This is a genomic window from Rahnella sp. WP5 (assembly GCF_000745615.1).
GTDB classification, from domain to species: Bacteria; Pseudomonadota; Gammaproteobacteria; order Enterobacterales; family Enterobacteriaceae; genus Rahnella; species Rahnella aceris.
Map to the genome: position 1 here is coordinate 656,448 of NZ_KN050721.1, position 26,179 is coordinate 682,626.

The 26,179-nt window shown below is 53.2% G+C and carries 23 protein-coding genes; 20 read left to right on the forward strand and 3 right to left on the reverse strand.

Going from position 1 to position 26,179, the window contains the following annotated elements:
• Window positions 1-43: 43 nt before the first annotated feature.
• The 15 genes from fabF (at window position 44) to EX31_RS24515 (ending at window position 14,193) form a co-directional block, all read left to right on the forward strand.
• A complete protein-coding gene (gene fabF, locus EX31_RS24445; RefSeq protein ID WP_013576244.1) occupies window positions 44-1,285 on the forward strand; it encodes a beta-ketoacyl-ACP synthase II in 1,242 nt (413 codons plus the stop codon).
• Window positions 1,286-1,511: 226 nt separating this feature from the next.
• The gene (gene pabC / locus EX31_RS24450; RefSeq protein WP_037037336.1) at window positions 1,512-2,309 is read left to right on the forward strand and encodes an aminodeoxychorismate lyase; all 798 of its coding nucleotides are present in this window, start codon (window positions 1,512-1,514) and stop codon (window positions 2,307-2,309) included.
• Between the two features lie 17 nt (window positions 2,310-2,326).
• Window positions 2,327-3,352 (forward strand): endolytic transglycosylase MltG, encoded by a 1,026-nt coding sequence (gene mltG, locus EX31_RS24455; RefSeq protein WP_013576242.1) that lies wholly within the window; start codon window positions 2,327-2,329, stop codon window positions 3,350-3,352.
• Window positions 3,342-3,992 (forward strand): dTMP kinase, encoded by a 651-nt coding sequence (tmk, locus tag EX31_RS24460; protein WP_037037339.1) that lies wholly within the window; start codon window positions 3,342-3,344, stop codon window positions 3,990-3,992. Before mltG ends, tmk begins: the two co-directional genes overlap by 11 nt.
• On the forward strand, window positions 3,989-5,008 hold the full coding sequence (gene holB, locus EX31_RS24465; RefSeq protein WP_037037341.1) for a DNA polymerase III subunit delta': 1,020 nt from the start codon (window positions 3,989-3,991) through the stop codon (window positions 5,006-5,008). The genes tmk and holB overlap by 4 nt, the downstream gene beginning before the upstream one ends.
• Window positions 5,009-5,049: 41 nt before the next feature.
• Window positions 5,050-5,850, forward strand: a complete 801-nt coding sequence (locus tag EX31_RS24470) for a metal-dependent hydrolase (protein ID WP_037037344.1) — start codon at window positions 5,050-5,052, stop codon at window positions 5,848-5,850.
• A 332-nt stretch (window positions 5,851-6,182) separates the two neighbouring features.
• Window positions 6,183-7,616, forward strand: a complete 1,434-nt coding sequence (gene ptsG, locus EX31_RS24475) for a PTS glucose transporter subunit IIBC (protein ID WP_013576238.1) — start codon at window positions 6,183-6,185, stop codon at window positions 7,614-7,616.
• A 187-nt stretch (window positions 7,617-7,803) separates the two neighbouring features.
• Complete coding sequence (gene hinT, locus EX31_RS24480) at window positions 7,804-8,157, forward strand: purine nucleoside phosphoramidase (RefSeq protein ID WP_037037346.1); 354 nt, start codon at window positions 7,804-7,806, stop codon at window positions 8,155-8,157.
• A gap of 8 nt (window positions 8,158-8,165) precedes the next feature.
• The gene (locus EX31_RS24485) at window positions 8,166-8,534 is read left to right on the forward strand and encodes a YcfL family putative periplasmic lipoprotein (protein WP_037037348.1); all 369 of its coding nucleotides are present in this window, start codon (window positions 8,166-8,168) and stop codon (window positions 8,532-8,534) included.
• A 21-nt stretch (window positions 8,535-8,555) separates the two neighbouring features.
• Complete coding sequence (gene lpoB / locus EX31_RS24490; protein ID WP_037037351.1) at window positions 8,556-9,158, forward strand: penicillin-binding protein activator LpoB; 603 nt, start codon at window positions 8,556-8,558, stop codon at window positions 9,156-9,158.
• Complete coding sequence (locus EX31_RS24495) at window positions 9,142-9,999, forward strand: phosphotransferase (protein ID WP_037037354.1); 858 nt, start codon at window positions 9,142-9,144, stop codon at window positions 9,997-9,999. Before lpoB ends, EX31_RS24495 begins: the two co-directional genes overlap by 17 nt.
• A 48-nt stretch (window positions 10,000-10,047) precedes the next feature.
• A complete protein-coding gene (nagZ, locus tag EX31_RS24500; RefSeq protein WP_037037356.1) occupies window positions 10,048-11,076 on the forward strand; it encodes a beta-N-acetylhexosaminidase in 1,029 nt (342 codons plus the stop codon).
• A gap of 52 nt (window positions 11,077-11,128) precedes the next feature.
• Entirely contained in the window at window positions 11,129-11,671 is a 543-nt protein-coding gene (gene ycfP, locus EX31_RS24505; protein WP_013576231.1) for an alpha/beta hydrolase YcfP, read from the forward strand.
• A 322-nt stretch (window positions 11,672-11,993) separates the two neighbouring features.
• Window positions 11,994-13,298, forward strand: coding sequence for an NAD(P)/FAD-dependent oxidoreductase (locus EX31_RS24510; RefSeq protein WP_013576230.1), 1,305 nt, complete (start codon window positions 11,994-11,996; stop codon window positions 13,296-13,298).
• 358 nt (window positions 13,299-13,656) lie between these two features.
• A complete protein-coding gene (locus tag EX31_RS24515) occupies window positions 13,657-14,193 on the forward strand; it encodes a glycine zipper 2TM domain-containing protein (protein ID WP_013576229.1) in 537 nt (178 codons plus the stop codon).
• Between the two features lie 73 nt (window positions 14,194-14,266).
• Here the strand turns inward: EX31_RS24515 and mfd are convergent, their stop codons facing one another.
• Window positions 14,267-17,710 carry a transcription-repair coupling factor gene (mfd, locus tag EX31_RS24520; RefSeq protein WP_037037361.1) on the reverse strand — a complete coding sequence of 1,148 codons (3,444 nt, stop codon included), beginning with the start codon at window positions 17,708-17,710 and terminating at the stop codon, window positions 14,267-14,269.
• A 238-nt stretch (window positions 17,711-17,948) separates the two neighbouring features.
• On the opposite strand from mfd, the gene lolC reads away from it, so the two are divergent.
• The 5 genes from lolC (at window position 17,949) to pepT (ending at window position 23,358) form a co-directional block, all read left to right on the forward strand.
• Window positions 17,949-19,151: a lipoprotein-releasing ABC transporter permease subunit LolC gene (lolC, locus tag EX31_RS24525; protein ID WP_013576227.1), complete on the forward strand. Its 1,203-nt coding sequence runs from the start codon at window positions 17,949-17,951 to the stop codon at window positions 19,149-19,151.
• Window positions 19,144-19,848 (forward strand): lipoprotein-releasing ABC transporter ATP-binding protein LolD, encoded by a 705-nt coding sequence (lolD, locus tag EX31_RS24530; RefSeq protein WP_013576226.1) that lies wholly within the window; start codon window positions 19,144-19,146, stop codon window positions 19,846-19,848. The genes lolC and lolD overlap by 8 nt, the downstream gene beginning before the upstream one ends.
• On the forward strand, window positions 19,848-21,098 hold the full coding sequence (gene lolE, locus EX31_RS24535) for a lipoprotein-releasing ABC transporter permease subunit LolE (RefSeq protein ID WP_037037364.1): 1,251 nt from the start codon (window positions 19,848-19,850) through the stop codon (window positions 21,096-21,098). The genes lolD and lolE overlap by 1 nt, the downstream gene beginning before the upstream one ends.
• A 50-nt stretch (window positions 21,099-21,148) precedes the next feature.
• Window positions 21,149-21,976, forward strand: coding sequence for a Sir2 family NAD+-dependent deacetylase (gene cobB / locus EX31_RS24540; RefSeq protein ID WP_037037366.1), 828 nt, complete (start codon window positions 21,149-21,151; stop codon window positions 21,974-21,976).
• Window positions 21,977-22,122: 146 nt separating this feature from the next.
• Complete coding sequence (pepT, locus tag EX31_RS24545; RefSeq protein ID WP_037037369.1) at window positions 22,123-23,358, forward strand: peptidase T; 1,236 nt, start codon at window positions 22,123-22,125, stop codon at window positions 23,356-23,358.
• A gap of 73 nt (window positions 23,359-23,431) precedes the next feature.
• Here the strand turns inward: pepT and EX31_RS24550 are convergent, their stop codons facing one another.
• A complete protein-coding gene (locus EX31_RS24550) occupies window positions 23,432-24,553 on the reverse strand; it encodes a ribosomal protein uL16 3-hydroxylase (protein WP_037037371.1) in 1,122 nt (373 codons plus the stop codon).
• 160 nt (window positions 24,554-24,713) lie between these two features.
• Window positions 24,714-26,171: a two-component system sensor histidine kinase PhoQ gene (gene phoQ, locus EX31_RS24555; protein WP_013576219.1), complete on the reverse strand. Its 1,458-nt coding sequence runs from the start codon at window positions 26,169-26,171 to the stop codon at window positions 24,714-24,716.
• Window positions 26,172-26,179 lie beyond the last annotated feature (8 nt).

Genomic DNA, 26,179 nt, shown 5'->3' on the forward strand with positions numbered 1-26,179 from the left:
ATCCCACGGTATTACTACTTTTTTCCCTCCCTGGAGGACATACGTGTCTAAGCGTCGAGTTGTAGTGACTGGACTGGGCATGCTGTCTCCTGTCGGCAATACTGTAGAGTCCACTTGGAACGCTCTCCTTGCCGGTCAGAGTGGCATCAGCCTGATCGACCATTTTGATACTAGTGCCTACGCAACGCGTTTTGCTGGCTTAGTAAAAGATTTTAACTGTGAAGACTTCATCCCGCGCAAAGATGCCCGCAAGATGGATGCCTTTATTCAGTATGGTATTACTGCCGGTATTCAGGCGATGCAAGACTCCGGGCTTGAGGTAACTGCTGAGAACGCGCCACGCATTGGTGCGGCGATCGGTTCCGGTATCGGTGGGCTTGGTCTGATCGAAGAAAACCATTCCTCATTGGTTAACGGCGGACCCCGCAAAATTAGTCCTTTCTTCGTTCCATCCACTATCGTCAACATGATTGCAGGTCATTTGAGTATCATGTTCGGGTTGCGTGGGCCGAGTATTTCTATTGCAACAGCCTGTACTTCTGGGGTGCATAATATTGGTCATGCAGCACGTATCATCGCTTATAACGATGCCGACGTGATGCTGGCAGGCGGCGCGGAAAAAGCCAGTACCCCGTTGGGCGTCGGTGGATTCGGTGCAGCACGCGCGCTTTCGACGCGCAATGACAATCCTCAGGCGGCGAGTCGTCCGTGGGATAAAGATCGTGATGGTTTCGTACTGGGTGACGGCGCAGGTATTATGGTGCTGGAAGAGTACGAACATGCCCGTAAACGCGGTGCAAAAATTTATGCTGAAATTGTCGGTTTTGGCATGAGCAGCGATGCTTACCATATGACATCACCGCCGGAAGATGGTGCGGGTGCGGCATTGGCGATGGAGAACGCGCTGCGTGACGCGGGGGTTTCTGCGGCTCAGATTGGCTACATCAACGCACACGGCACCTCGACTGCGGCGGGTGATAAAGCCGAAGCTCAGGCGGTTAAATCCGTCTTTGGTGCCGATGCGCATAAAGTTATGGTCAGCTCGACCAAGTCGATGACCGGCCATCTCTTAGGCGCAGCGGGTGCGGTGGAGTCCATTTTCACCTTGCTGGCATTACGCGACCAGGCGGTTCCGCCGACCATCAATCTGGATAATCCGGATGAAGGTTGTGATCTGGATTTCGTCCCTCACGAAGCGCGCCAGGTTAAAGATATGCAGTATTCCTTGTGCAACTCGTTCGGTTTCGGCGGTACCAATGGTTCGCTGGTATTCCGTAAGATCTGATCCCGCACAAGCTGTGTTTGTGAAGGCCCGTTAATCGGGCCTTTTTGTTGTCTGAATTAAAGTGAAGACTGAATACAACAATGCGTAAACGGGATGCGTGTTCCTGCTGGCAGCGCGTGTCAATACGATAAAGTAAGAATGCTCTCCTTGATGCGACAGACCGGCTCACGCAGGCTCTACTGTCAGAGAATCGTGACCATAAGCTCCAGAACCGGAGGAAGTAACCATGTGGATTAATGGTGTGGCGGCCGCGATGTTGTCGGCAAGTGACCGTTCAGTGCAGTTTGGCGACGGTTGCTTTACCACAGCCAGAGTGTCAGACGGCGTGATTGTGTTCCTGGCCGGGCATATTCAGCGTCTGCAACGTGCTGCGTCGGTACTGCGGATTGAAGGTGTGGACTGGATGGCTCTGGAACAGGAAATGGTTCTGGCTGCCGGACAGCAGAAAGAGGCAGTGGTTAAAGCCGTCGTGACGCGCGGGCAGGGCGGCCGAGGTTACAGCGCCGCAGGTTGCTCTGCGCCGACGCGTATTGTTTCTGCGTCTGATTATCCGGTGCATTATCACGCGTGGCGGCAACAGGGCGTGAAACTCGCGCTGAGCCCGGTAACACTGAGTAAGAACCCGTTGCTGGCAGGAATAAAACATCTTAACCGGCTGGAACAGGTAATGATCCGCATGCATCTTGACCAGACAGATGCCAATGAAGCGCTGGTGGTTGACACCTCGGGCTGCCTGGTGGAATGCTGTGCGGCAAATTTATTCTGGCGTAAGGGAAATCAGGTGTTTACTCCGGATTTATCGCAGTCCGGCGTTGATGGCCTTATGCGTCAGCACATCATCCGCGTACTTGAAGCGACATCCCCCTGGGTTGTGAACATCGTCAGTGAATCTGCGGAAACATTATCAGATGCTGACGAAATCCTGATTTGTAACGCCCTGATGCCCGTTCTGCCGGTGAATCAGGTCGATGACAAATATTACATTTCACGGCGTTTGTGCGATTTCCTGCTCCAGAGCTGTTAAGAAAAAGTGATTAAACAATGACAAACAAAAAGACCAAAATCTTCGCCCTCATTGCCCTGATTCTGTTAGGGCTGGCGACGTTTGCCTATCAAAAAGTAAAACAGTTTGCGGATCGCCCGATTAATGTCAGCAGCGAAACGATCTTTACCCTGCCCGCAGGCACGGGACGCGTGGTACTGGAAACACTGCTAATTGATAAAAAACTGATGAAGCCCAATCCCTGGTTTCCGTGGTTATTACGTTTAGAACCTGAACTGAGCGAGTTTAAAGCTGGTACTTACCGTTTTGAAAAAGGCATGACAGTACGTCAGATGCTTGAGCTGCTGAAAAGCGGTAAAGAGGCGCAATTCAGCGTTCGTTTTGTAGAGGGCTTTAAGCTCAGCGACTGGATGAAAGTTCTGGATAAATCAGAGTATCTGAAGCATGAACTCAGTGGTAAAAGTGGCGAAGACATTGCCGCCGCGCTGGGCGCAACGGACACCAAAAATCTCGAAGGCTGGCTGTATCCGGATACTTACCATTACACTGCGGGCATGACCGATTTATCTCTGCTCAAACGTGCTCACGTAAGGATGGAAAAAACGGTGGCGGATATCTGGAAAGGCCGCATGGATTCTCTGCCGTATAAAACACCTGCTGATATGGTCACCATGGCGTCGATCATTGAAAAAGAAACTGCAGTTAAAGATGAGCGCCCTGAAGTCGCTTCAGTATTTATCAACCGCCTGCGTATTGGTATGCGATTGCAAACCGATCCGACGGTGATTTACGGGATGGGTGATAAATACACTGGCAACATCACCAAGAAAGATCTGGAAACGCCGACTCCGTACAATACCTACGTGATCACCGGCCTGCCGCCGTCGCCAATTGCGATGCCGAGCGAAGCCTCACTGCAGGCCGCCGCGCATCCGGCGAAAACCCCGTATCTATACTTTGTCGCAGACGGCAAAGGCGGGCATACTTTCAGCACCAACCTTGAGAACCATAACAAGGCGGTTCGTGTGTACATAGAGGCGCTTAAGAATAAGAATGAAAAGTAACTTCATTGTGATTGAAGGCCTTGAAGGGGCAGGGAAAACTACTGCTCATGACGTGGTCGTCAATGCTCTGCGTCAGCACGGCGTGGGCGAAATCGTCTTCACCCGTGAACCGGGTGGAACGCCGCTTGCTGAGAAATTACGCGATTTATTCAAACGCGGCGTCGATGGCGAAAAACCTACCGTGAAAGCAGAAGTACTGATGCTTTATGCCGCCCGTGTTCAACTGGTCGAAACGGTAATTTTGCCTGCACTGGCGCGTGGCGCGTGGGTTGTCGGGGACCGGCATGATCTTTCTTCACAGGCCTACCAGGGCGGTGGTCGCGGGATTGATGCCAAACTGATGACCTCCTTGCGTGATACCGTCCTGGGTGATTTCCGTCCTGATTTGACGCTGTATCTTGATCTGCCTCCGGCTATCGGATTGCAACGTGCCCGTGCCCGTGGGGAACTGGATCGTATTGAGCAGGAAGCGTTGCCTTTCTTTGAGCGTACGCGTGCGCGTTATCTCGAACTTGCTGCCGGAGACAGCCGCATCAAAACCATCGATGCCTCCCAATCCATTGAGCAGGTCACCGCTTCCATTGAGCTGACGTTGAAAAACTGGTTCGATGAGCAGGTTTTACAAGGCAACGCATCATGAACTGGTATCCGTGGCTCAGTGGCCCGTACAGACAACTGGTCGGGCAATATCTGACGGGGCGTGGCCACCACGCTTTGCTGATGCATGCGGCTGCGGGGATGGGTGATGAAGCGCTGGTGTATGGTCTGAGTCGATGGTTGCTGTGCCGGCATAAGGACGGGGAAAAAAGCTGCGGAACCTGCCACAGCTGCCAGCTGATGATTGCCGGAAACCATCCTGACTGGCATATTCTCCAGCCTGAAAAGGGCAAAAACTCTCTGGGCATCGACCCGGTGCGTCAGCTTATTGAAACGCTGTACAACTATTCGCAACAGGGCGGCGCAAAAGTTGTATGGATCCCTCAGACGGAAATGCTGACCGAAGCGGCGGCCAATGCCTTGCTGAAAACGCTGGAAGAGCCGCCTGCTGGCACTTATTTCCTGCTCGGTTGCCGGGAGCCTTCAGCTTTACTGGCGACGATCCGCAGTCGCTGCTTCTACTGGCATCTGCCGGTGCCTGAAGAAACGCTGGCGGTGCACTGGATTAACCGCCAGCTCAGCGCGGATCCGGTCGCGATTAAAACCGCCCTGCGTTTGGCCAACGGCGGGCCATTATCGGCTATTGAACTGTTGCAGCCGGAGCGCTGGAAACAACGCGTGGTACTTTGCCAGCAGCTTTACGTTCAGTGCCAGCAGCAGGATATGCTTTCTCTGTTGCCTCAGCTTAATCATGAGGATGCCGCTGAACGCCTGTACTGGCTGGCGACGTTACTGCTGGATGCTGTCAAATGGCAGCAACATGCCGGGCAGTTCATCATTAATCACGATCAGCAACCGCTGATTGCTTTGCTGGCAGGTGCGCAGTCTAACGCATCTCTGCAACAGTCGGTTACGGCGTGGATGCACTGCCGTCAGCAATTGATTTCCATCGTGGGGGTAAACCGCGAACTGCTGCTGACAGAACAGCTGCTGGAATGGGAACAAATGCTTCAGGGGGCGGTTTCCTCGTCAGTTTTCAGTTCCGCGCTATCGCGCTGATATACTCTTTATCTTCAACATACCGCAACGAGTTAATTATTATGTTTTTAGTCGATTCCCACTGCCACCTCGACAGCCTGGATTACAACGCGCTGCATTCAGGCGTGGACAGTGTGCTGGAAAAAGCCCGCGAACGTGATGTGAAATTTATGCTGGCCGTCGCAACAACCCTGCCGGGCTATCGGGCAATGACGCAGCTGATTGGTGATCGCCCGGACGTGGCATTTTCCTGCGGTGTTCATCCGCTGAATATCGACGATGGTTACGATTTCAACGAGCTGCGTCAGCTTGCCGCCAGCCCGAAAGTGGTGGCGATGGGGGAAACCGGTCTGGATTATTTTTATCAGAAAGAAGCGCATCAGCTGAAACTGCAGCAGGACTCTTTCCGCGAGCACATCCGTATTGGCCGCGAGCTGAACAAACCGGTGATCGTCCATACCCGTGATGCCCGCCAGGATACGCTGGATATTCTCAAAGAAGAGAAAGCAGGGGAGTGCGGTGGTGTACTCCATTGCTTCACCGAGGATTTGCCGACCGCAAAATTCCTGCTCGATTTGGGTTTTTATATCTCTTTCTCCGGAATTGTGACTTTCCGTAATGCCGATACGCTGCGTGAAGTGGCACGTTACGTCCCGCTGGATCGTCTGCTGGTAGAAACTGATTCGCCATACCTGGCACCGGTTCCGCATCGCGGAAAGGAAAACCAGCCTGCTTATGTGCGTGACGTTGCCGACTACATGGCAGTGCTCAAAGGCGTGAGCGTGGAACAACTTGCCGAAGCCACGACAGCCAACTTTTCACGATTATTTCACATCGATTCTTCTTCCCTGATGTCACTTTAGGCCAGGTCATATTCTCTGTATTTATTTTTCACCTCGTAATTAATCCTCTGAATGAGGTATTTTGGCACCGTTTTAGGCGGTGTCAGGGGGCTTTTATTCGGATTTTATGTTGATAAATGGTGGCTTTTAAGACGCTCTTACTGCATTTTTCAGAAAAACGTGACTGCCATCAAACATTAACAAAGGGAATTATTTTACCCTGCGTAAAAATTAAAAGGGGTGCTCAGACACCCGACAGCAAAAGGTTCGCAACACTTTTGCAAAGCGGTTAGTTATCAGGCTAAACCGCAATAAGTATCAAAAAGAATCATTACTCAGGAGCACAATCAATTATGTTTAAGAACGCGTTTGCAAACCTTCAAAAGGTCGGTAAATCGCTAATGCTGCCAGTATCCGTACTGCCAATCGCAGGTATCCTGCTTGGCGTCGGTTCTGCAAACTTTAGCTGGCTGCCACTGATCGTTTCTCATGTTATGGCTGAAGCCGGTGGTTCAGTCTTCGCTAATATGCCTTTGATCTTTGCTATTGGTGTTGCCTTAGGCTTCACTAACAACGACGGTGTTTCTGCACTGGCGTCCGTTGTGGCATATGGCATCATGGTGAAAACCATGGCGGTTGTGGCTCCACTGGTTCTGCATTTGCCCGCTGAAGAAATTGCAGCCAAGCATCTGGCCGATACCGGCGTACTGGGTGGTATCATCTCCGGTGCGATTGCGGCTTACATGTTCAACCGTTTCTATCGTATCAAGTTGCCAGAATATCTGGGCTTCTTCGCCGGTAAACGTTTTGTTCCGATCATCTCTGGTCTGGCTGCGATTATCCTGGGTGTGGTTCTGTCCTTCATCTGGCCGCCAATCGGTACAGGTATCCAGACCTTCTCACAATGGGCGGCTTACCAGAACCCGGTCGTGGCATTCGGTATCTACGGTGTGGTAGAACGTGCACTTGTTCCGTTTGGTCTGCACCATATCTGGAACGTTCCATTCCAGATGCAAATCGGTGAGTACGTGAACTCTGCAGGTCAGGTGTTCCACGGCGATATCCCACGTTATATGGCCGGTGACCCAACTGCAGGTAAACTGTCAGGTGGCTTCCTGTTCAAAATGTACGGTCTGCCAGCCGCTGCGGTTGCTATCTGGCATTCAGCGAAACCTGAAAATCGTGCAAAAGTCGGCGGCATCATGATTTCCGCTGCCCTGACTGCGTTCCTGACCGGTATCACTGAGCCAATCGAATTCTCCTTCATGTTCGTTGCGCCGATCCTGTACGTGATCCACGCGATTCTGGCCGGTCTGGCATTCCCAATCTGTATCCTGTTGGGTATGCGTGACGGCACCAGCTTCTCGCACGGCCTGATTGACTTCATCGTTCTGAGTGGTAACAGCAGCAAAATCTGGCTGTTCCCAATCGTAGGTGCGGTGTATGCGGTTGTTTACTACAGCATCTTCCGTTTCCTGATTGCGAAGCTGGATCTGAAAACACCTGGTCGTGAAGACTCTACCAGCGAAACCACCGCGCAGGGCGGTTCTGAAATGTCCGCCTCTCTGGTTCAGGCTTTCGGCGGCAAAGACAACATCACTAACCTTGATGCCTGTATTACCCGTCTGCGCGTCAGCGTAGCGGACGTCTCCAAAGTCGATCAGGCTGGCCTGAAAAAACTGGGTGCGGCAGGTGTTGTGGTTGCAGGTTCTGGTGTTCAGGCGATTTTCGGTACCAAGTCTGACAACCTGAAAACCGATATGGACGAGTACATGCGTAGCCATTAATGGTGAGCAATGTCTGGTTCTGAGAAAGGAGGCTTCGGCCTCCTTTTTTTATGTCTGCGATTCAGCGGAGCACTGGCTGACGCTTTCTGCGTCAATTAAGCATCAAAAAGCGTAATCAGGTTGAAAGGAATGGAAATTCTAACCCATACTGCGTACAACGCTTTTTACTTTGTTAAGGACAGTTAAGATGGCCGAAGAGACAATTTTCAGCAAAATCATTCGTCGTGAAATCCCTGCCGACGTGGTTTATCAGGACGAACTTGTCACTGCGTTTCGCGACATTTCTCCTCAGGCACCCAGCCATATTTTGATTATCCCGAATGTTCTGATCCCGACAATGAATGACGTCGATGCGACGCATGAAGCAGCGCTGGGCAGAATGATGACGGTGGCCGCGAAAATTGCCGAACAGGAAGGCATCGCCGAAAGCGGTTACCGCCTGATCGTCAACTGCAACCGTGATGCTGGTCAGGAGGTTTATCACATCCATATGCATCTGGTCGGTGGCCGTGCACTGGGTCCATTGCTGTCACATCAGTAAGGGTAAACATGCGTTTTTTGATGGCGTTATTGCCAGTGATTTTGTTGATAGGTTGTAGCAGCAAGCCCACTATTGCGCTGAATAATCAACAAAGAGTGGTAATGGAATCCCCCGTTCTGACGGCGGGCATAATCCCAGGTTCGCCATCCGTATCTGATTCCGGCGGGCAGAAAAAAGCCACAACCACGTTGGATAACAACCAGCCACACTCTGTCACCCTGCATTATCGTTACTATTGGTATGATAAACAGGGGCTGGATTTATTCCCGGTCGCCGAGGCCAGGACCATTACTGTTCCGGCGAACAGCAGCGTGGACGTCAGTTCCCTGAACGGCAATCTTGATGCGTACAGTGTGCGTATTTACCTTTATCTCTAATTTTTTGCACGGAGAAGGTTGATGAAAAAGTATTTCCTCATTGTGGCAATGGCCGCATTGATCCTTGGCGGTTGTACGTTGCCAAACCAGCAGCAAAACCAGCCACAGCAGCCTGAGCAACCGCAGCAGCCACAGCAACCGTTGCCACAGGTTAACCCGCCGGTTCCGGAGCAACCGCAGGTCCAGCCAGTTCCACAGCCGCCTAAATTTGCCAATATTGACTGGACCGCAACCGTTGAGCCAATGCTTGCGAAAATGCTGAAATCCGGTGGTGTGCAGCCGGGCAGCGTTCTGCTGGTGGATGGAGTGAAAAACAGCACCAACGGTTCCCTGCAAATGGCAAAAGCCACCGATGCGTTGCGCAATGCACTGGCCAACAACACGACCTTCCAGGTGGTACCTGCCGAGCAACTGGCTTCGGCCAAACAGTCTCTGGGATTATCGCCGGATGACAGTCTGGCTTCGGTCAGTAAGGCCATCGGCCTGGCAAACATCGTAAAAGCGCAGTACGTGCTTTACAGTACCGTGAGTGGTGATGTGAAAGCGCCGACCATGTCGATGCGTCTGATTACCGCACCGAGTGGTGAAATCATCTGGTCAGGCCGCGGTGCAGTTCAGAATTAACGCTGAGCTTCTGCAGCACGAACTCCGGCAACTGATTGAACAACATTATCCGGCGGTGAAAACCGCCGGTTTTCGTTTATTACCGGTTGCCGGGCTGACCGGCGAAAGCTGGAAAATCAGCTCGTCTGCCGGCGAGTTTCTGGCACGACATCAGTCTGTACAGCGGCAAGCTTTGGGCGCTGACCGGCAACGTGAATCTGTGATTTTGCGGCATATCGCGCGGCACAAATTAGGCCCTTGTGTCAGACTTTATTCGCCGCCGTGGCTGATAGTCGACTGGATAGACGGAACCCCGTTGCAAGATCAGGTACTCGCCGCCGTTTCAGGCCAGAAAGCCTTGTGCCAGCGTCTGGTGCAGTTACACCGGTTGCCACTATCAGGCTACCGGCTGGATTTACAGCAGCAATTTGCCCGCTACTGGCAACATATTGACCGGCGCAGGCTGACGCCGCACTGGCTGCGTTTGCACCGCAAAATGTTGTCGCAGGATCCGCCGTCACCGCTGAAACTGGCGCTGGTACATATGGATATTCACGCCGGTAATGTGCTTAGTACGCCAGACGGGCTGCGACTGATTGACTGGGAATATGCGGCGAATGCGGACATTGCGCTGGAGCTGGCGGCGATTATTCGCGGCAACGACTGGAACGCGCAGCAGCAAAATGCGTTCATCGGCGAATACGTTGATGCTGGCGGCTATCAGGAAATATCTCTTTTGCAGCAGCGGGTTAACCGCTGGATCCCCTGGGTCGATTACCTGATGCTGATGTGGTTCGAAGTGCGCTGGCAGCAGACCGGCGAGAGTAAATATCTTGAATGGGTGCGCCCGTTGCACCCGTGATAATCGTCTGAAAAATGAAAAGGAGCGTCCATTTTGTTGGGACCTGTAATGCTGGATGTCGCTGGCTACGCGCTGGATGCCGAAGAACGTGAAATTTTGCAGCACCCGCTGGTGGGCGGGCTGATTTTATTCACCCGAAATTATCATGATGTCGATCAGTTGCATGAACTGATCCGCCAGATCCGCGCCGCGTCGCACGACAGGCTGGTGCTGGCTGTAGATCAGGAAGGCGGGCGCGTACAGCGCTTCCGCGAAAGTTTTACCCGTCTGCCTGCCGCGCAATCTTTTGCGGCGCTCAATGAACCGCACGAAGCGGGGCGTCTGGCGCAGGAAAGCGGCTGGCTGATGGCGTCGGAAATGATTGTGATGGATATCGACATCAGCTTCGCGCCAGTGCTGGATATCGGACATATCAGCGCAGCTATCGGCGAACGTTCGTTCCATGCAGAACCCCGGAAAGCGCTTGAAATGGCTGAGCAGTATATTCTCGGTATGCATTCCGCTGGCATGAAAACCACCGGTAAGCATTTTCCGGGGCACGGTGCCGTCAGCGCGGATTCCCATAAAGAAACGCCACACGACGATCGCCCGCTGGAAGTTATCCGCCAGCACGACATGGCTATCTTCCGTCAGCTCAACGAACGTAAATTACTGGATGCCGTGATGCCGGCGCACGTGATTTATACTCAGGCCGATCCACGTCCGGCCAGCGGTTCGCCATACTGGTTGCAGGAAATTTTGCGCAAAGAGCTGAATTTCAACGGCGTGATCTTCTCCGATGATATCTCAATGGAAGGTGCGGCAATCATGGGGTCTTATCCCGAACGCGCGCAGGCCTCTCTGGATGCGGGTTGCGACATGATCCTAGCCTGTAACAACCGGCAGGGCGCTGTCAGCGTGCTGGATAACCTGTCTCCGGTCAACGCTGAGCGCGTTGCACAGTTGTATCATCGCGGACTGTATAGTGGAAAACAGGCCCGTCAGGACCTGCAAAATTCGAGATGCTGGAAAGAGGCAAACCGTGATCTGACCACACTCGACGCCCGCTGGCAGGAACATAAACAGGCTGCCCTGTAACGTTTTTCCGACCACGTGAAGGGTTCAACGCACATTCAGGATGAGGTAAACGATGATTATCTATTTGCATGGCTTCGATTCAACCAGTCCCGGTAATCACGAGAAAGTGTTGCAGTTACAGTTCATTGATCCGGACGTGCGCTTCATCAGTTACAGCACGCTGCACCCGCGTCATGACATGCAACATCTGCTAAAAGAAGTGGATAAAGTGCTGCAGGAAACGACGGACAAGAATGCGCTGATTTGCGGCGTCGGACTTGGCGGATTCTGGGCTGAACGCATCGGTTTCCTGTGCGGGATCCGCCAGGTGATGTTCAATCCGAATTTGTCACCGCAGGATAATATGACCGGGAAAATCGACCGCCCGGAAGAGTATGAAGATATCGCCACCAAGTGCATCAGCGATTTCCGCGAGAAAAACCGCGACCGCTGTCTGGTGATTTTATCCCGTGAAGATGGCGTGCTCGACAGCAGCAAAACGGCTGAGAAATTGCATCACTATTATCCGGTTGAATGGGACGAGCATCAGAGCCATAAATTCAAAGATATCTCGACGCATCTGCAACGCATTAAAGCGTTCAAAAATATCGTCTGATTTAACATTTCGTTTCTGAAATCGCTAAAACCACTGCCTTTGCGCAGTGGTTTTTTATTTGTGACATTCCCGCTTCAGAATTCGTTTTCATGGCAGATCCGCGTCTAACTTGCTGATTTAAAGATGTCAAAATGCGTGCCATTTTCCTAAGTCAAATTAGCCAAATGAATTTAAATTGACCTATATCAATTTTGGTATGACCAAATCACCACGCGTGATATCCTCCGTCTCAGATACCGATTTAACTTAAGCAACCCTATGTTATATAAGGATTATATTTTTACTCTTATATAACAATTGGTTCACATTTGAGGGGGTCATTTTGACATCACCAATGAAGAAAATTGTGATTATCGGCGGTGGCGCCGGCGGTCTGGAACTGGCGACCAGCCTGGGCCATAAACTTGGCCGCAACAAAAAAGCGGAGATCATTCTGGTCGACCGTAACCACAGCCATTTATGGAAACCCCTGTTGCACGAAGTGGCGACCGGCAGTCTGGATGACGGCGTGGATGCGCTGAGCTATCTGGCTCATGCCCGCAACCACGGTTTCACCTTCCAGATTGGCTCACTGACCGATATCGACCGTGAAAATCAGACCATCAAACTGGCTGAAATCTGTGACGAGAACGGCGAAATGCTGGTGCCGGTACGGGATATTGCGTACGACACCCTGGTGATGGCGCTGGGCAGCACGTCTAACGATTTCGGTACACCGGGCGTCAAAGACCACTGCATCTTCCTGGATAACCCGCATCAGGCGCACCGTTTCCATAACGAAATGCTGAACCTGTTCCTCAAATTCTCTGCCAGTGCAGACAAGCAGAAGAAAGTGAACATTGCGATTGTTGGCGGCGGGGCGACGGGTGTCGAGCTGTCTGCCGAGCTGCATAATGCGGTAAAACAACTGCACAGCTACGGTTTCGAAGGGCTGGACAGTGAAGCGCTGAACGTCACGCTGGTGGAAGCCGGTGAACGTATTCTGCCTGCGCTGCCACCGCGTATTTCTGCTGCGGCGCATAACGAGCTGACTAAACTGGGCGTACGCGTTCTGACGCAAACCATGGTGACCAGCGCGGATAAGAACGGTCTGAACACCAAGTCCGGCGAATTCATTGACGCCGATCTGATGGTCTGGGCGGCGGGGATTAAAGCCCCTGATTTCATGAAAGACATCGCGGGTCTGGAAACCAACCGTATCAATCAGCTTGTGGTGGAACCGACGCTGCAGACCACGCGTGACCCGAACATCTATGCGATTGGCGACTGCGCTTCCTGTCCGCAGCCATCCGGCGGTTTCGTGCCACCGCGTGCGCAGTCAGCGCATCAGATGGCCTCCCGTTGTTTTGCCAACATCATGGCGCAGCGTAAGGGGCAAAGCCTGAAACCTTACGTCTATAAAGACCACGGTTCACTGGTTTCCCTTTCACGCTTCAGTACTGTCGGCAGCCTGATGGGTAACCTGATGCGCGGTTCTATGATGGTCGAAGGCCGTCTGGCGAGACTGGTTTATATCTCGCTGTACCGTATGCACCAGATTGCATTGCACGGTTACATCAAAACCGGTCTGATGATGCTGGTCGGCGGCATTAACCGGGTGATCCGCCCGCGTCTTAAACTACACTGATACCTGTTCGCTGATATTTTTTTCAACGTCAGCTGAATCGTTTCATAGCCTAAAGCCTGTTTCTGACAGGCTTTTTCTTATCTGCATGAATACCCCTGTGAACAGCATAAGATCCCGCCACGATGAGGTTGTCTGCTAAGAATTCTCCGAAACAGGGGGATGCACCGGTGGTTTATCTCACTTACAGATTTCGTCTTATTGTTTGCTTACGTTTAGGTGTGCAGACTTAACAATAAGTTTACAAGAACAGATGGTCACAGACGGCGATTCACGCACGCCGAACCTCAGATGTGAAGCTGTCCGCTGAGGGACCCCGGTAACGGAGTCATTGCGTGGTAACATTTGCGGAGGAAGTCCTGTGAACAAGTCAATGTTAGCTGGGGTCGGTATTGGTGTGGCTGCGGCGTTGGGCATTGCTGGCGTTGCAAGCATGAATGTTTTTTCATCTGGCCCGGAGTACGCGCAGGTTGTCAGCGCGACGCCAATCAAAGAAACCACGAAAATCCCGCGTCAGGAATGTCGGAATGTGACGGTCACTCACCGGCGTCCTGTACAGGATGAACATCAGATTGCTGGCTCCGTGCTCGGTGCAGTCGCCGGTGGCGTACTGGGGCACCAGTTTGGTGGCGGCCGCGGACGTGATGTTGCGACGGTAGCGGGTGCATTGGGCGGTGGCTATGCGGGTAACCGCGTGCAGAGCAGCATGCAGGAAAACGACACCTACACCACGCAACAGCAGCGCTGTAAAACCGTGTATGACAAAGAAGATAAAACGCTCGGTTATGATGTGACCTATAAAATAGGCGATCAGCAAGGGAAAGTTCGTATGGACCACGATCCGGGCACACAAATTCCGCTGGATAAAAGCGGTCAGTTGCAACTTACCCGTTCATAATCAAGCGGGAAGTGTGGAAAATAAAAAGCCTGAGGTGAAAACCTCAGGCTTTTTTAACGCATGAAGATCAGATTCAGATCAGATGCTCAGTAAACTCACTCAGCATGTCGCCGACAAACTTCAGGCGTTTCGGGCGATCTGTCAGGTCTAACACAAACTTCAGTTTTGTCGGGCCGTCGAGACGGTAAACCTGTGGCTGTTTCTGTAACAGACCAATCAGGAAGCCCGGATCCACACGGTTCTTATCGCCAAACTCAATGAATCCGCCGCGCTCATTGCCTTCAATACGCCGGATACCGAGTTCTTTGGCTTTCAGGCGCAGCACGGCAATCAGCAACAGATTGCGCGCACCGTCCGGCAGTGTGCCAAAACGGTCGATCAGCTCAACGCGGAGTTCATCCAGTTCGCCTTCGGTTTTCGCACTGGCGATACGTTTATACAATGACAGGCGCGTATTCACATCAGGAATGAAATCCTCCGGCAGCAGCGCAGGCATGCGCATTTCAACTTCGGTCTGGCTGGTGGTTAAATCCTCCAGCGATGGCTCGCGGCCTTCTTTCAACGCTTCGACGGCGTTTTCCAGCAACTCCATATACAGCGAGAAACCGATACTGGTCATCTGGCCGCTCTGGCCTTCGCCGAGCAGTTCGCCAGCACCGCGGATTTCAAGGTCGTGCGTCGCCAGCGCAAAACCGGCACCCAGGTCTTCCAGCGAGGCAATGGCCTCCAGACGTTTATGTGCATCGGCCGACATGGCTTTCGGTGGTGGCGTCAGCAGATACGCATAGGCCTGATGGTGTGACCGCCCTACGCGGCCACGCAACTGATGCAACTGCGCCAGACCAAAGTGGTCGGCGCGCTCAATAATGATTGTGTTCGCCGTCGGGATATCGATACCGGTTTCGATAATGGTGGTACACACCAGCACGTTGAAACGCTGGTGATGGAAATCATTCATCACACGCTCGAGGTCGCGTTCACGCATCTGACCGTGGCCGATGGCAATGCGCGCTTCCGGCACGAGTTCGGCCAGCCGCTGCGAGGCTTTCTCGATATTCTCGACATCGTTGTAGAGATAATAAACCTGCCCGCCGCGCAGAATTTCACGCAGGATTGCCTCACGCACGACCAGACTGTCGTACTCGCGCACAAAGGTTTTCACCGCCATACGACGTGCAGGCGGTGTGGCAATAATCGACAGGTCGCGCATGCCGCTCATGGCCATGTTCAGCGTCCGCGGGATAGGCGTTGCGGTCAGGGTAAGAATATCTACGTCTGCACGCATCGCTTTGATGCGCTCTTTATGACGTACACCGAAACGGTGCTCTTCATCGACAATCAGCAGTCCCAGATCTTTCCAGCGCAGGTCGGTTTGCAGCAGTTTGTGTGTGCCGATAATAATATCGACTTTGCCTTCAACCGCATCTTCCAGCACGACGTTTTGTTCTTTGGCGCTGCGGAAACGCGACATCATTTCGATGCGCACTGGCCAGCTGGCGAAGCGGTCGCGGAAGTTATCGAAGTGCTGTTGTGCCAGCAGGGTGGTCGGTACCAGAACGGCCACCTGCTTATTGTTGGAAACGGCGAGGAAGGCTGCGCGCATCGCCACTTCGGTTTTACCGAAACCGACGTCGCCGCATACCAGCCGGTCCATCGCCAGCGGTTGGGTCATGTCAGTCAGTACGGCGTTAATGGCCTGTGCCTGATCCGGCGTGGTTTCAAACGGGAAAGCCTGACAGAACAGCTGATACTGTGCTTTGTCGTGCTTAAACGCGAAACCACTTTTGGCTTCGCGCTGGGCGTAGATATCCAGCAGTTCCGCAGCGACATCGCGCACTTTCTCGGCCGCTTTCTGCCGCGCTTTTGACCAGGCTTCACCACCGAGTTTATGCAGCGGCGCGCTCTCATCCGCGCCACCGGCATAGCGGCTGATGAGATGCAGCGATGATACCGGCACATACAGTTTGTCTTCACCGGCGTAGGTCAGTATCAGGTATTCGGCAGTGATGCCGCCGGTTTCAAGCGTTGTCAGCCCGAGATAACGGCCCACGCCGTGTTCGACATGCACTACCGGCTGGCCGGGACGCAGTTCGGCGAGATTACGGATCAGTGTATCGGTGTTGATCGACCGGCGGCTGTCCTGACGGCGACGCGCCACGCGTTCACCAAGCAGATCGCTTTCACAGATCAGCGCCAGCTGTTTATCCGCATCCAGAAAACCACGTTCGCACGCGCCGATCATGATGTAACGACCGGCGATATCAGCTTCTTCAATCCGGGTGATAAGCGTCGGCATCAGCTTGATGCGTGCCAGCAAATCCTGAAGCGTTTCGCGGCGGCCTTCACTTTCTACGGAGAATACCAGGCTGCCGGCAAAGGATTCATTAAAGCGACGCAGGTTATCCATCGGCGCTTTGTTCTGCGGCTGAACGGATAAATCTGGCAGCTTTTCGTAACTCAGATTGGTATTGGCGGCTTTCTTCGGCAGCGAATCAGTACGCAGCTGAACACGTGGCCAGGCTTTCAGCTCGGTAAACAGCGACTCCACACGCAGCCAGAGATTTTCCGGCTCGAGCAGCGGACGCATCGGATCGACACGGCGGCTTTCGTAACGCTGGCAGGCGTCCTGCCAGAAGCGCTCAGCGGCGGCTTCGAGATCGCCGGTATTCAATACCAGCGTGTTTTCCGGCAGATAGCTGAACAGCGTGGTCAGCGGCTGACTGAAAAACAACGGCTGCCAGTATTCGATACCGGCGGGGAAGGTCCCTTTACTGACCTGCTGATAAACGTGTTCGGCATCGCGACGTACTTCGAACTTCTCGCGCCATTGGCTGCGGAACAGTTCAATGGCATTTTTATCGGTTGGAAATTCGTGCGCGGGTAGCAGATTGATATGTTCCACTTCACTCAGCGTGCGCTGGGTATCCACATCGAAAATGCGCAGGCTGTCGATTTCATCATCAAAGAAATCAATGCGATAAGGTTCTTCGCTGCCCATCGGATACAAATCAAGCAGAGCGCCACGGGTGGCAAACTCGCCGTGCTCCATCACCTGATCTACGCTGCGATAACCGGCCTGTTCCAGCTGTGCACGCAATTTATCGCGCGAAAGCTGCTGACCTTTCTTCATCACCAGCGCGTGACCGTGCAGGAATTCGTGCGGGCAGACGCGTTGCATCAGTGTATTCACCGGCAGAATAATGATGCCGCGTTCCATAGTAGGAAGCTGATACAAACTGGAAAGGCGTGAAGAAATAATTTCCTGATGTGGAGAAAAACTGTCGTAAGGTAGCGTTTCCCAGTCCGCAATACTCAGGACTTTGTTGTCAGTAAACTGTTGAATTTCATCGCGCAGGCGCAGGGCATTTTGCATATCAGGCGCAATCAGCAGGATCGGGCCTGTATGGCGTTCACTGATTTGGGCGCATTCCAGCGCGCAGGCGGAGCCTGTAAGCTGGCCTAACAGGCGGTTGTCGCCCGGGCGTTCAGGCAACGAATAACGATAATCTTGAGACATAGGCTGTGTTGAGTTCTCGTTTTGGCGGCTGTCGGAGGCCAATTAGCAGACCGTATCTTGCTTTGCAGGGGTAATCGGGGTCAACCCGTTGTCTGTATAAAAGGGTCAACGGCGTCACAAAGTTAAACCGATTACTTTGGGTTAATGGTTCCATAAAGCGGTGCTAGCCTTTATTATCCTTGATCACTTTAGTCTGCGCCACGCACTTATTTGCGGCCAAGCACTTAAAACGGATGTTATGTATCAACCTGTCGCGTTATTTATAGGTCTGCGCTACATGCGCGGGCGTGCTTCGGACCGCTTCGGGCGGTTTGTCTCCTGGTTATCCACCATTGGTATCACTCTCGGCGTGATGGCGCTGGTGACCGTGCTGTCAGTGATGAACGGTTTTGAGAAAGATCTGGAAGGTAACATCCTGGGTCTGATGCCTCAGGCGTTAATCACCACGCCGGGCGGATCCCTCGACCCTCAGAAAATCACCCATCAACAGGTGTCGGCGCTGAAAAGTGTTAACCGCGCTGTACCGCTGACCACCGGCGATGTCGTGCTGCAAAGCCCAGGCAGCGTCGCGGTGGGCGTGATGCTTGGTGTCGATCCTGACCAGAAAGACCCGCTGGCGAAATACTTAATTGGGGTTGCCCAGCAGGAACTTCAACCCGGTAAATACAACGTTATTCTTGGCGATCAGCTGGCGCAGCAGTTAAAAGTGCGCCGTGGCGATCAACTGCGTCTGATGGTCACCAGTGTCAGCCAGTTCACGCCAGTCGGCCGCGTCCCGAGCCAGCGTTTGTTCAACGTTATCGGCACTTTCTCCGCCAACAGCGAAGTGGATGGTTACCAGATGCTGGTGAACATTCAGGACGCCTCACGCCTGATGCTGTATCCGAAAGGCAATGTCACCGGCTGGCGTTTGTTCCTCGACAAACCGCTGGACGTCGACAGTCTGAGTACGCAAAAACTGCCTGACGGTGCCAGCTGGAAAGACTGGCGTGAACGCCGCGGCGAATTGTTCCAGGCGGTGCGCATGGAGAAAAATATGATGGGGCTGTTGCTGAGCCTGATCGTCGCCGTCGCCGCGTTTAACATTATTACGTCACTGGGTTTACTGGTGATGGAGAAGCAAGCCGAAGTGGCCATTTTGCAAACACAGGGCTTAAGCCGTCGCCAGATTATGGCGCTGTTTATGGTGCAGGGCGCCAGTGCCGGTGTGATCGGCGCGTTGCTCGGTGCCGTGCTCGGCGTGGTGCTGGCCACCCAACTGAATACAATTATGCCAGCTATCGGGCTGATGCTCGACGGCGCGTCGCTGCCGGTCGATATTGAACCGGTTCAGGTCGTGGTCATTGCGCTGGTCGCCATGGCAATCGCCTTATTATCTACGCTTTATCCTTCCTGGCGCGCTGCTGCCACCCATCCCGCAGAGGCTTTACGTTATGAGTAATTCTTTATTATTGCAGTGTGAAAACCTCTGTAAGACTTATCAGGAAGGTAAAATGCACACCGACGTGCTGCGTGACGTGAGCTTCGCCATGCAGCCGGGTGAGATGATGGCGATTGTCGGCACCTCCGGTTCCGGCAAAAGTACTTTACTGCATTTGCTGGGCGGACTCGATTCCCCGACGTCCGGCGAAGTGATTTTCAAAGGCCAGTCTCTGAATGCGATGTCTTCATCGGCGAAATCTGAATTGCGTAACCGCGAGCTGGGCTTCATCTATCAGTTCCACCATTTGCTGCCGGATTTCACCGCGCTGGAAAACGTCGCGATGCCGCTGCTGATTGGCAAAAAGAAATCTGCCGAAGTGCAGGAACGCGCGCTGGCGATGCTCGAAGCGGTGGGACTGCAACATCGCAGCAATCACCGTCCTTCCGAGCTTTCCGGTGGTGAACGTCAGCGAGTGGCAATTGCCCGTGCGCTGGTGAATAATCCTTCGCTGGTGCTGGCCGATGAACCGACCGGTAATCTCGATCAGCGCAATGCCGACAGCATTTTCGAATTGCTCGGCGAACTGAATGTGCGTCAGGGCACGGCGTTTCTGGTGGTGACGCATGATCTGCAACTGGCGAACCGTCTGACGCGTCAGCTGGAAATGCGTGACGGCAAGTTGCAGCAGGAATCGATGTTGCTGGGAGCGAAGTAATGTCTGGCATTCCTTTTTCATTATTGATTGGCCTGCGGTTCAGCCGTGGACGCCGTCGCAGCGGCATGGTGTCGCTGATTTCGGTGATTTCAACGTTAGGCATTGCACTGGGTGTGGCGGTGCTGATCGTTGGCCTCAGCGCCATGAATGGTTTTGAACGTGAGCTGAAAGAACGCGTACTGGCGGTCGTACCGCACGGCGAAATCCGCCCGGTCAATCAGCCGTTCAACAACTGGCAGGGCGTGCTGGATCGGGTGGAAAAAGTGCCGGGTATTGTGGCGGCTGCACCCTATATCCAGTTCAACGGCCTGATTGAGCACGGCGCCAAACTGCGCGCCATCCAGCTGAAAGGTGTTGATCCACAGAGTGAACCGCGAGTCAGTGCCGCGCCGAAATTCGTGCAGAATAATGCCTGGCAGAATTTTAAAGCCGGTCAGCAACAGCTGATCCTCGGCAAAGGTGTCGCGGATGCGGTGGGCGTGAAGCAGGGCGACTGGGTGACCGTGATGATCCCGAACAGCGACCCGGAAATGAAGCTGTTGCAGCCAAAACGTATTCGCCTGCAGGTTGCCGGTATTTTGCAGCTCAGCGGACAACTTGATCACAGCCTTGGCATGGTGCCTCTGGCCGATGCCCAGCAATATCAGGATATGGGCAGCAGCGTGACCGGTATTGATATCAAAGTGAACGATGTCTTTGCCGCACAGAAACTGGTGCACGACGCTGGTGAAGTGACTCAGGCTTACGTTTATATCAGCAGCTGGATCGGAACTTATGGCTATATGTACCGCGATATCCAGATGGTGCGCGCTATCATGTATATGGCGATGGTGCTGGTGATTGGTGTGGCCTGCTTCAATATCGTTTCAACGCTGGTGATGGCGGTGAAAGATAAAAGCAGCGATATTGCGATTTTGCGCACACTGGGTGCGAAAGACGGACTTATCCGCGCAGTCTTCATCTGGTACGGTTTACTGGCGGGGCTGGTCGGTAGCGTTGCAGGTGTAGTGATCGGCGTGATTGCGGCCTTCCAGCTGACTAACATCGTCAATGCATTGCAAAAACTGACCGGTCACCAGTTCCTGTCGGGCGATATTTATTTCATCGACTTCCTGCCTTCTGAAGTTCACTGGCTGGATGTCGCAGGGGTGCTGGTAACCGCCCTGGTGCTGAGTTTGCTGGCAAGCTGGTATCCGGCGCGGCGTGCGAGCCGTATCGATCCTGCCCGCGTACTCAGTGGCGGTCAGTAATCCATTTTTAAATGAAGTCTTAATCAGACACAGAGAGTAAGGAGCACTTCATGCGCACACGTCATCGTCTGTGTCGGTTTCGCAAAAATAAGCGCATTCGCCATCAGCGGTTCCGGTCGAATATTTTCCACCGTGACTCGATGGCGGCTGCGTCGTTGAAGAAGCCGTTTGTCGTGGTGCTGACCGGCGCAGGGATTTCCGCCGAGTCTGGCATTCGTACTTTCCGCGCCGCTGACGGTTTGTGGGAAGAACATCATGTTGAGGATGTGGCGACGCCCGAAGGCTATCGCCGTGATCCTGAACTGGTACAGCGTTTTTATAATGAGCGCCGCCGTCAGTTGCAGGCAGAAGATCTCAAACCGAATGCTGCACATTACGCGCTGGCCACGCTGGAAGAGGCGCTCGGTGAGAACTTCCTGCTGGTTACGCAAAATATCGATAACCTGCACGAGCGCGCGGGCAGCTTACGCGTCATTCATATGCACGGCGAATTGCTAAAAGTGCGCTGTACACAATCGGGTCAGGTGCTGGACTGGCCGGGCGACCTGAGTGTGGATGACCGCTGTCACTGCTGCCAGTTCCCGGCAGCGCTGCGTCCGCACATTGTCTGGTTCGGTGAAATGCCGTTTGGCATGGATGAGATTTACGATGCGCTGGCAAAAGCCGATTTCTTTGTCGCTATCGGTACGTCTGGCCACGTTTATCCGGCCGCGGGATTTGTCCATGAAGCGCGCATCGGAGGCGCCTGTGCTGTTGAACTGAATCTTGAACCGAGTCAGGTTGAAAGCGAATTCGATATGAAGCACTACGGGCTGGCGAGCCAGGTCGTACCGGAATTTGTCCATAAGTTCCTGACCAAGAAAGACCAGGCCTGGTGATCACCAGGCTTTTTTTTATTGTTCTCGCCAAAAATTGCGCCTGCCCCATAGACATATCTCGTTAAACTTGGTGAAAAATGACCTGACGCAATATTCAGGGTTTTCATGCTGCGCATAATAAAACCCAGCCGCCAGAGGATACCCAAATGAATAAGTTGCTTGATCGTTTTCTTCATTATGTTTCTTTCGATACTCAATCTAAGCCCAATGTTAAACACACGCCCAGCACCGACGGACAACTCAGGCTGGCGCAGGCCCTGCGTAATGAACTGACCGAGCTAGGTTTTTCTCAGGTTACGCTCAGTGATAAAGGCTGCGTGATGGCCACCTTGCCAGGCAATGTGGCCTGGAAAGTGCCGGTGATTGGCTTTATTTCCCATCTGGATACCGCGCCTGATTTCACGGCTAAACACGTTAATCCACAAATTGTGGAAAATTACCGCGGCGGCGATATCGCACTGGGAAATGGCGACGAGATTTTATCGCCTGTGATGTTCCCGGTATTACATCAGCTTCTCGGGCACACGATTATCACCACCGACGGCAAAACCTTGCTCGGGTCTGATGATAAATCTGGTATCGCAGAAATTATTACCGCGATGGTGCGACTGAAAAACAGCAATATTCCGCACGGACCGGTGCGTATCGCCTTCACGCCAGACGAGGAAATCGGCAAAGGCGCGCAGAGTTTTGATATTCCTGCATTCGGCGCGCAGTGGGCCTACACCGTCGACGGTGGCGGAGTGGGGGAGCTGGAGTTTGAGAACTTCAACGCTGCGTCGGCCACGATTAAAATTGTCGGTAATAATGTGCATCCGGGCAGTGCCAAAGGGGTGATGGTGAATGCGCTGTCACTGGCGACGCGTTTTCACAACGAGCTGCCTGCAGATGAAACGCCCGAGCATACAGAAGGTTACGAAGGTTTCTACCATCTGACGACCATCAAGGGCAACGTTGAGCGTGCGGAAATGCATTACATCATCCGTGATTTCGACAAAACGCAGTTCGAAGCCCGTAAGCAAAAAATTATTGATGTCGCACACGTGGTCGGCAAAGGCCTGCACCGTGATTGTTATATCGAAGTGACGCTCGACGATCACTATTACAACATGCGCGACAAAGTGGCTCAGCATCCGCACATTATTGCGCTGGCGCAGCAGGCGATGAAAGATTGCGATATCGAGCCAATCATGAAGCCCATTCGTGGCGGCACTGATGGCGCGCAGCTTTCGTTTCGCGGTTTGCCATGCCCGAATATCTTCACCGGCGGTTATAACTTCCATGGAAAACACGAATTCGTGACGCTCGAAGGAATGGAAAAAGCGGTTGCAGTGATTATGCGTATTGCTGAGCTGACAGCAAAAGAAGCCGTGAAGCACTGACGGTGCGGGTGGCGACAAAAAAGGGGCGATGTCTGAAAACATCGTCCCTTTTATTTTATTAGCGCAACACCGGTCAGTCGTTAAAGTACCAGTAACCACTGTTAACCAGCGAAGACAGCAGTGCAAGGAATGAAGGATCGTCCAGCGCATCGCCAAGCATGTCTTTGGTTACGGTTTTATGGCGGGCAATCGCATCCACCGCGGCGATATGTTCCGTGGTCATGGCTTCGCCGTTGACGTAACAGGTATCACCCACGCGCAGTACGCGAAGACCGCCCAGACGTTCCAGCGTTTCACCCGATTCCAGCAGTTCATAAATTTCACCCGGCTGATAAGGCGGTTCCGGCGGTGCCAGATCCAGCTCATGACGCGACTGGGAAATAAACTCGCCAAACCAGCTGTTGAAATGCGCCGGATTACCAATCAGATCCAGCATCATGCCGCGCAGTTTATCCAGCTCAGCCGGTTGCACTTCGGCCGGATGTTCACGTTCCACCAGTTCCGGATCGCTGTAACGGTGGCTGCCCAGCTCGCGGGAAAGCACGAAATCTGCAAAACCACTGACCATCTCACGGGCGTTTGGCGCACGGAAACCGACGGAATAGTTGAGGGAGTTTTCCAGCGAATAGCCATCATGTGGGAAGCCCGGCGGAATGTAGACGATATCGCCCGGCTCCAGTTCTTCATCAATAATCGCCTCGAACGGCTCGACCTGCAGCAAATCAGGATGCGGGCAATGTTGTTTCATGGCGACTTTCTCGCCCACACGCCAGCGGCGGCGGCCAGTGCCCTGAATAATAAATACGTCGTACTGATCCAGATGCGGGCCAACACCACCGCCGGGCACCGAGAAGGAAATCATCAAATCGTCCATGCGCCAGTCAGGAATGTGGCGGAATGGCGTCATCAGATGGGAAGAGGGTTCATGCCAGTGATCGACTGCCTGCACCAGAACCGACCAGCCCGTTTCACCCAGATGATCGTAACTTTCAAACGGCCCGTGGCTGACATTCCACTTGCCGTCCTGATTGCTCACCAGACGGCTGTCCACCTCATTTTCCATCGCCAGACCAGCCAGTTCGTCCGGAGAAATCGGGTCGACGAAATTTTTAAAGCCGCGTTTTAACACCACAGGACGCTTTTGCCAGTAACGCTGCAGGAAATCATTCCAGTCTAGGTCGAGTTGGTAATCCATAGTATTTCCCTTGCATTAAATGGAGGGTGATAAGGAAGAGAAGAGTCTGTAAATGATTATAACGGAAGGTGTTGCGGCTGAGTTGGGCAATTGCCAGCAAATTTCGCACTATGCTTAAGATTGCGCCGAAATTTGCTGGCAAAATAATCGGGGGAGAACGTTATTCCAGTTCAATGCCTTGTTGCAGGCCAAAACAGACGCGCATGCTGGCGCCGCCAAGCGGGCTGTCACCAATGATAATTTTGCCGTCGTACTGTTCAATGATGTCGTTGGCGAGCGATAACCCCAGCCCTTGTCCCGGACGCAAAGTATCTGCCCGCTGCCCGCGCTGGAAAATCACCTCGCGCTTACTTACCGGAATACCCGGGCCATCGTCTTCAATCAGGATCACCAACTGATTCTCGGTATGGACGGCACTGATTTCGACAAACTCCAGACAGTATTTGCAGGCGTTGTCTATCACGTTACCCATCACTTCCATGAAGTCATTTTTTTCGCCCACAAAGGTGATTTCCGGTGAAATATCCACCGTGATCACCACGCCTTTACGCTGATAAACCTTATTCAGCGCCGAACATAATCCGTCGAGGATCGCCGGGACGGAGTGAACTTCACGGATCAGCAGGTTTTGTTCGGAGCGCAATGTCGCGCGATGCAGGTAATAGCCAATCTGCTGTGAGATGCGGCTGATTTGCTCAAGCATCACCGGCTCGGCATCTTCAATGGTCATCTGTTTACCATTGCGCAGTGCACGCAGGGTGGACTGCAAGACAGCCAGCGGCGTTTTCAGGCTGTGCGTCAGGTCAGCCAGCGTGGTGCGGTAACGATCATAACGGCCACGCTCCCCGTGCAGCAAAATATTCAGGTTACGCACCAGACCGCGCAGTTCACGTGGCGGGTTTTCATCCAGTGATTCCCGCTCGTGGGTTTCCAGTTCGGCGACCTGATGGATCAGTTCTTTGATTGGCCTCAGGCTCCAGTAAGCTGCCAGCCATAACAAAGGCACCACCAGCAGCAGGTTCGCCAGTAAGACATAGCTGAACCATTCCCAGACAAGATCAGATCGCTGTAATTCCTGCGGAATGGTATCGACCACCACAATGTTCAGCGCCGGCAGGCGCGAGGTTGCATTATAGGTATTGACCGCAATGGAGTGGGTCATCGCGTTGGCGTCGGTATCGTCGTAATCCTTCAACTTATCCTGCGCTTGCGGGTTGTTGCCCAGGACTTCGCTGCTGATTTGCGTGTCGGTATCCAGCTCATAGAAGCCGGGTTTATTCATCCACGCTTTATCGATATGCGCTTCGAGCTCAGGGATGCGGCGCTCGGCCCATAACAGTTTTCCGTCTGCGTCGTAAATGAACACCAGCGTCGGCGTGTTGAGGTCGAGATCAGGCGGAACGTTGATAGTCAGTTTGCCGTCGCGCCATTGTGCAAGGCTGAAGAAGAGGTTACTTTCGCCGCGCAGGAGCCGGTAGGCGGTTTTGTCGAAACTCACCATGTAACCCACCACGGCCACCAGCCCGTAGGCGAGCGACAGGGTAAGTACCACCGCAGCGGTCGCCATCATAAAGCGGACGCGAAGGGAGAAGGGGTTCCGGGTACGACGTCCTTTCATGAAGCGTC

Bases quoted from the DNA above. Each gene is read 5' to 3' on its own strand.
- lolC (WP_013576227.1), top strand. From the start codon at position 17,949: ATGTATCAACCTGTCGCGTTATTTATAGGTCTGCGCTACATGCGCGGG.
- EX31_RS24485 (WP_037037348.1), top strand. From the start codon at position 8,166: ATGCGTTTTTTGATGGCGTTATTGCCAGTGATTTTGTTGATAGGTTGT.
- holB (WP_037037341.1), top strand. From the start codon at position 3,989: ATGAACTGGTATCCGTGGCTCAGTGGCCCGTACAGACAACTGGTCGGG.
- nagZ (WP_037037356.1), top strand. From the start codon at position 10,048: ATGCTGGATGTCGCTGGCTACGCGCTGGATGCCGAAGAACGTGAAATT.
- cobB (WP_037037366.1), top strand. From the start codon at position 21,149: ATGCGCACACGTCATCGTCTGTGTCGGTTTCGCAAAAATAAGCGCATT.
- pepT (WP_037037369.1), top strand. From the start codon at position 22,123: ATGAATAAGTTGCTTGATCGTTTTCTTCATTATGTTTCTTTCGATACT.
- pabC (WP_037037336.1), top strand. From the start codon at position 1,512: ATGTGGATTAATGGTGTGGCGGCCGCGATGTTGTCGGCAAGTGACCGT.
- lpoB (WP_037037351.1), top strand. From the start codon at position 8,556: ATGAAAAAGTATTTCCTCATTGTGGCAATGGCCGCATTGATCCTTGGC.
- mltG (WP_013576242.1), top strand. From the start codon at position 2,327: ATGACAAACAAAAAGACCAAAATCTTCGCCCTCATTGCCCTGATTCTG.
- ycfP (WP_013576231.1), top strand. From the start codon at position 11,129: ATGATTATCTATTTGCATGGCTTCGATTCAACCAGTCCCGGTAATCAC.
- mfd (WP_037037361.1), bottom strand. From the start codon at position 17,710: ATGTCTCAAGATTATCGTTATTCGTTGCCTGAACGCCCGGGCGACAAC.
- tmk (WP_037037339.1), top strand. From the start codon at position 3,342: ATGAAAAGTAACTTCATTGTGATTGAAGGCCTTGAAGGGGCAGGGAAA.
- lolD (WP_013576226.1), top strand. From the start codon at position 19,144: ATGAGTAATTCTTTATTATTGCAGTGTGAAAACCTCTGTAAGACTTAT.
- hinT (WP_037037346.1), top strand. From the start codon at position 7,804: ATGGCCGAAGAGACAATTTTCAGCAAAATCATTCGTCGTGAAATCCCT.
- ptsG (WP_013576238.1), top strand. From the start codon at position 6,183: ATGTTTAAGAACGCGTTTGCAAACCTTCAAAAGGTCGGTAAATCGCTA.
- EX31_RS24550 (WP_037037371.1), bottom strand. From the start codon at position 24,553: ATGGATTACCAACTCGACCTAGACTGGAATGATTTCCTGCAGCGTTAC.
- phoQ (WP_013576219.1), bottom strand. From the start codon at position 26,171: ATGAAAGGACGTCGTACCCGGAACCCCTTCTCCCTTCGCGTCCGCTTT.
- lolE (WP_037037364.1), top strand. From the start codon at position 19,848: ATGTCTGGCATTCCTTTTTCATTATTGATTGGCCTGCGGTTCAGCCGT.
- EX31_RS24470 (WP_037037344.1), top strand. From the start codon at position 5,050: ATGTTTTTAGTCGATTCCCACTGCCACCTCGACAGCCTGGATTACAAC.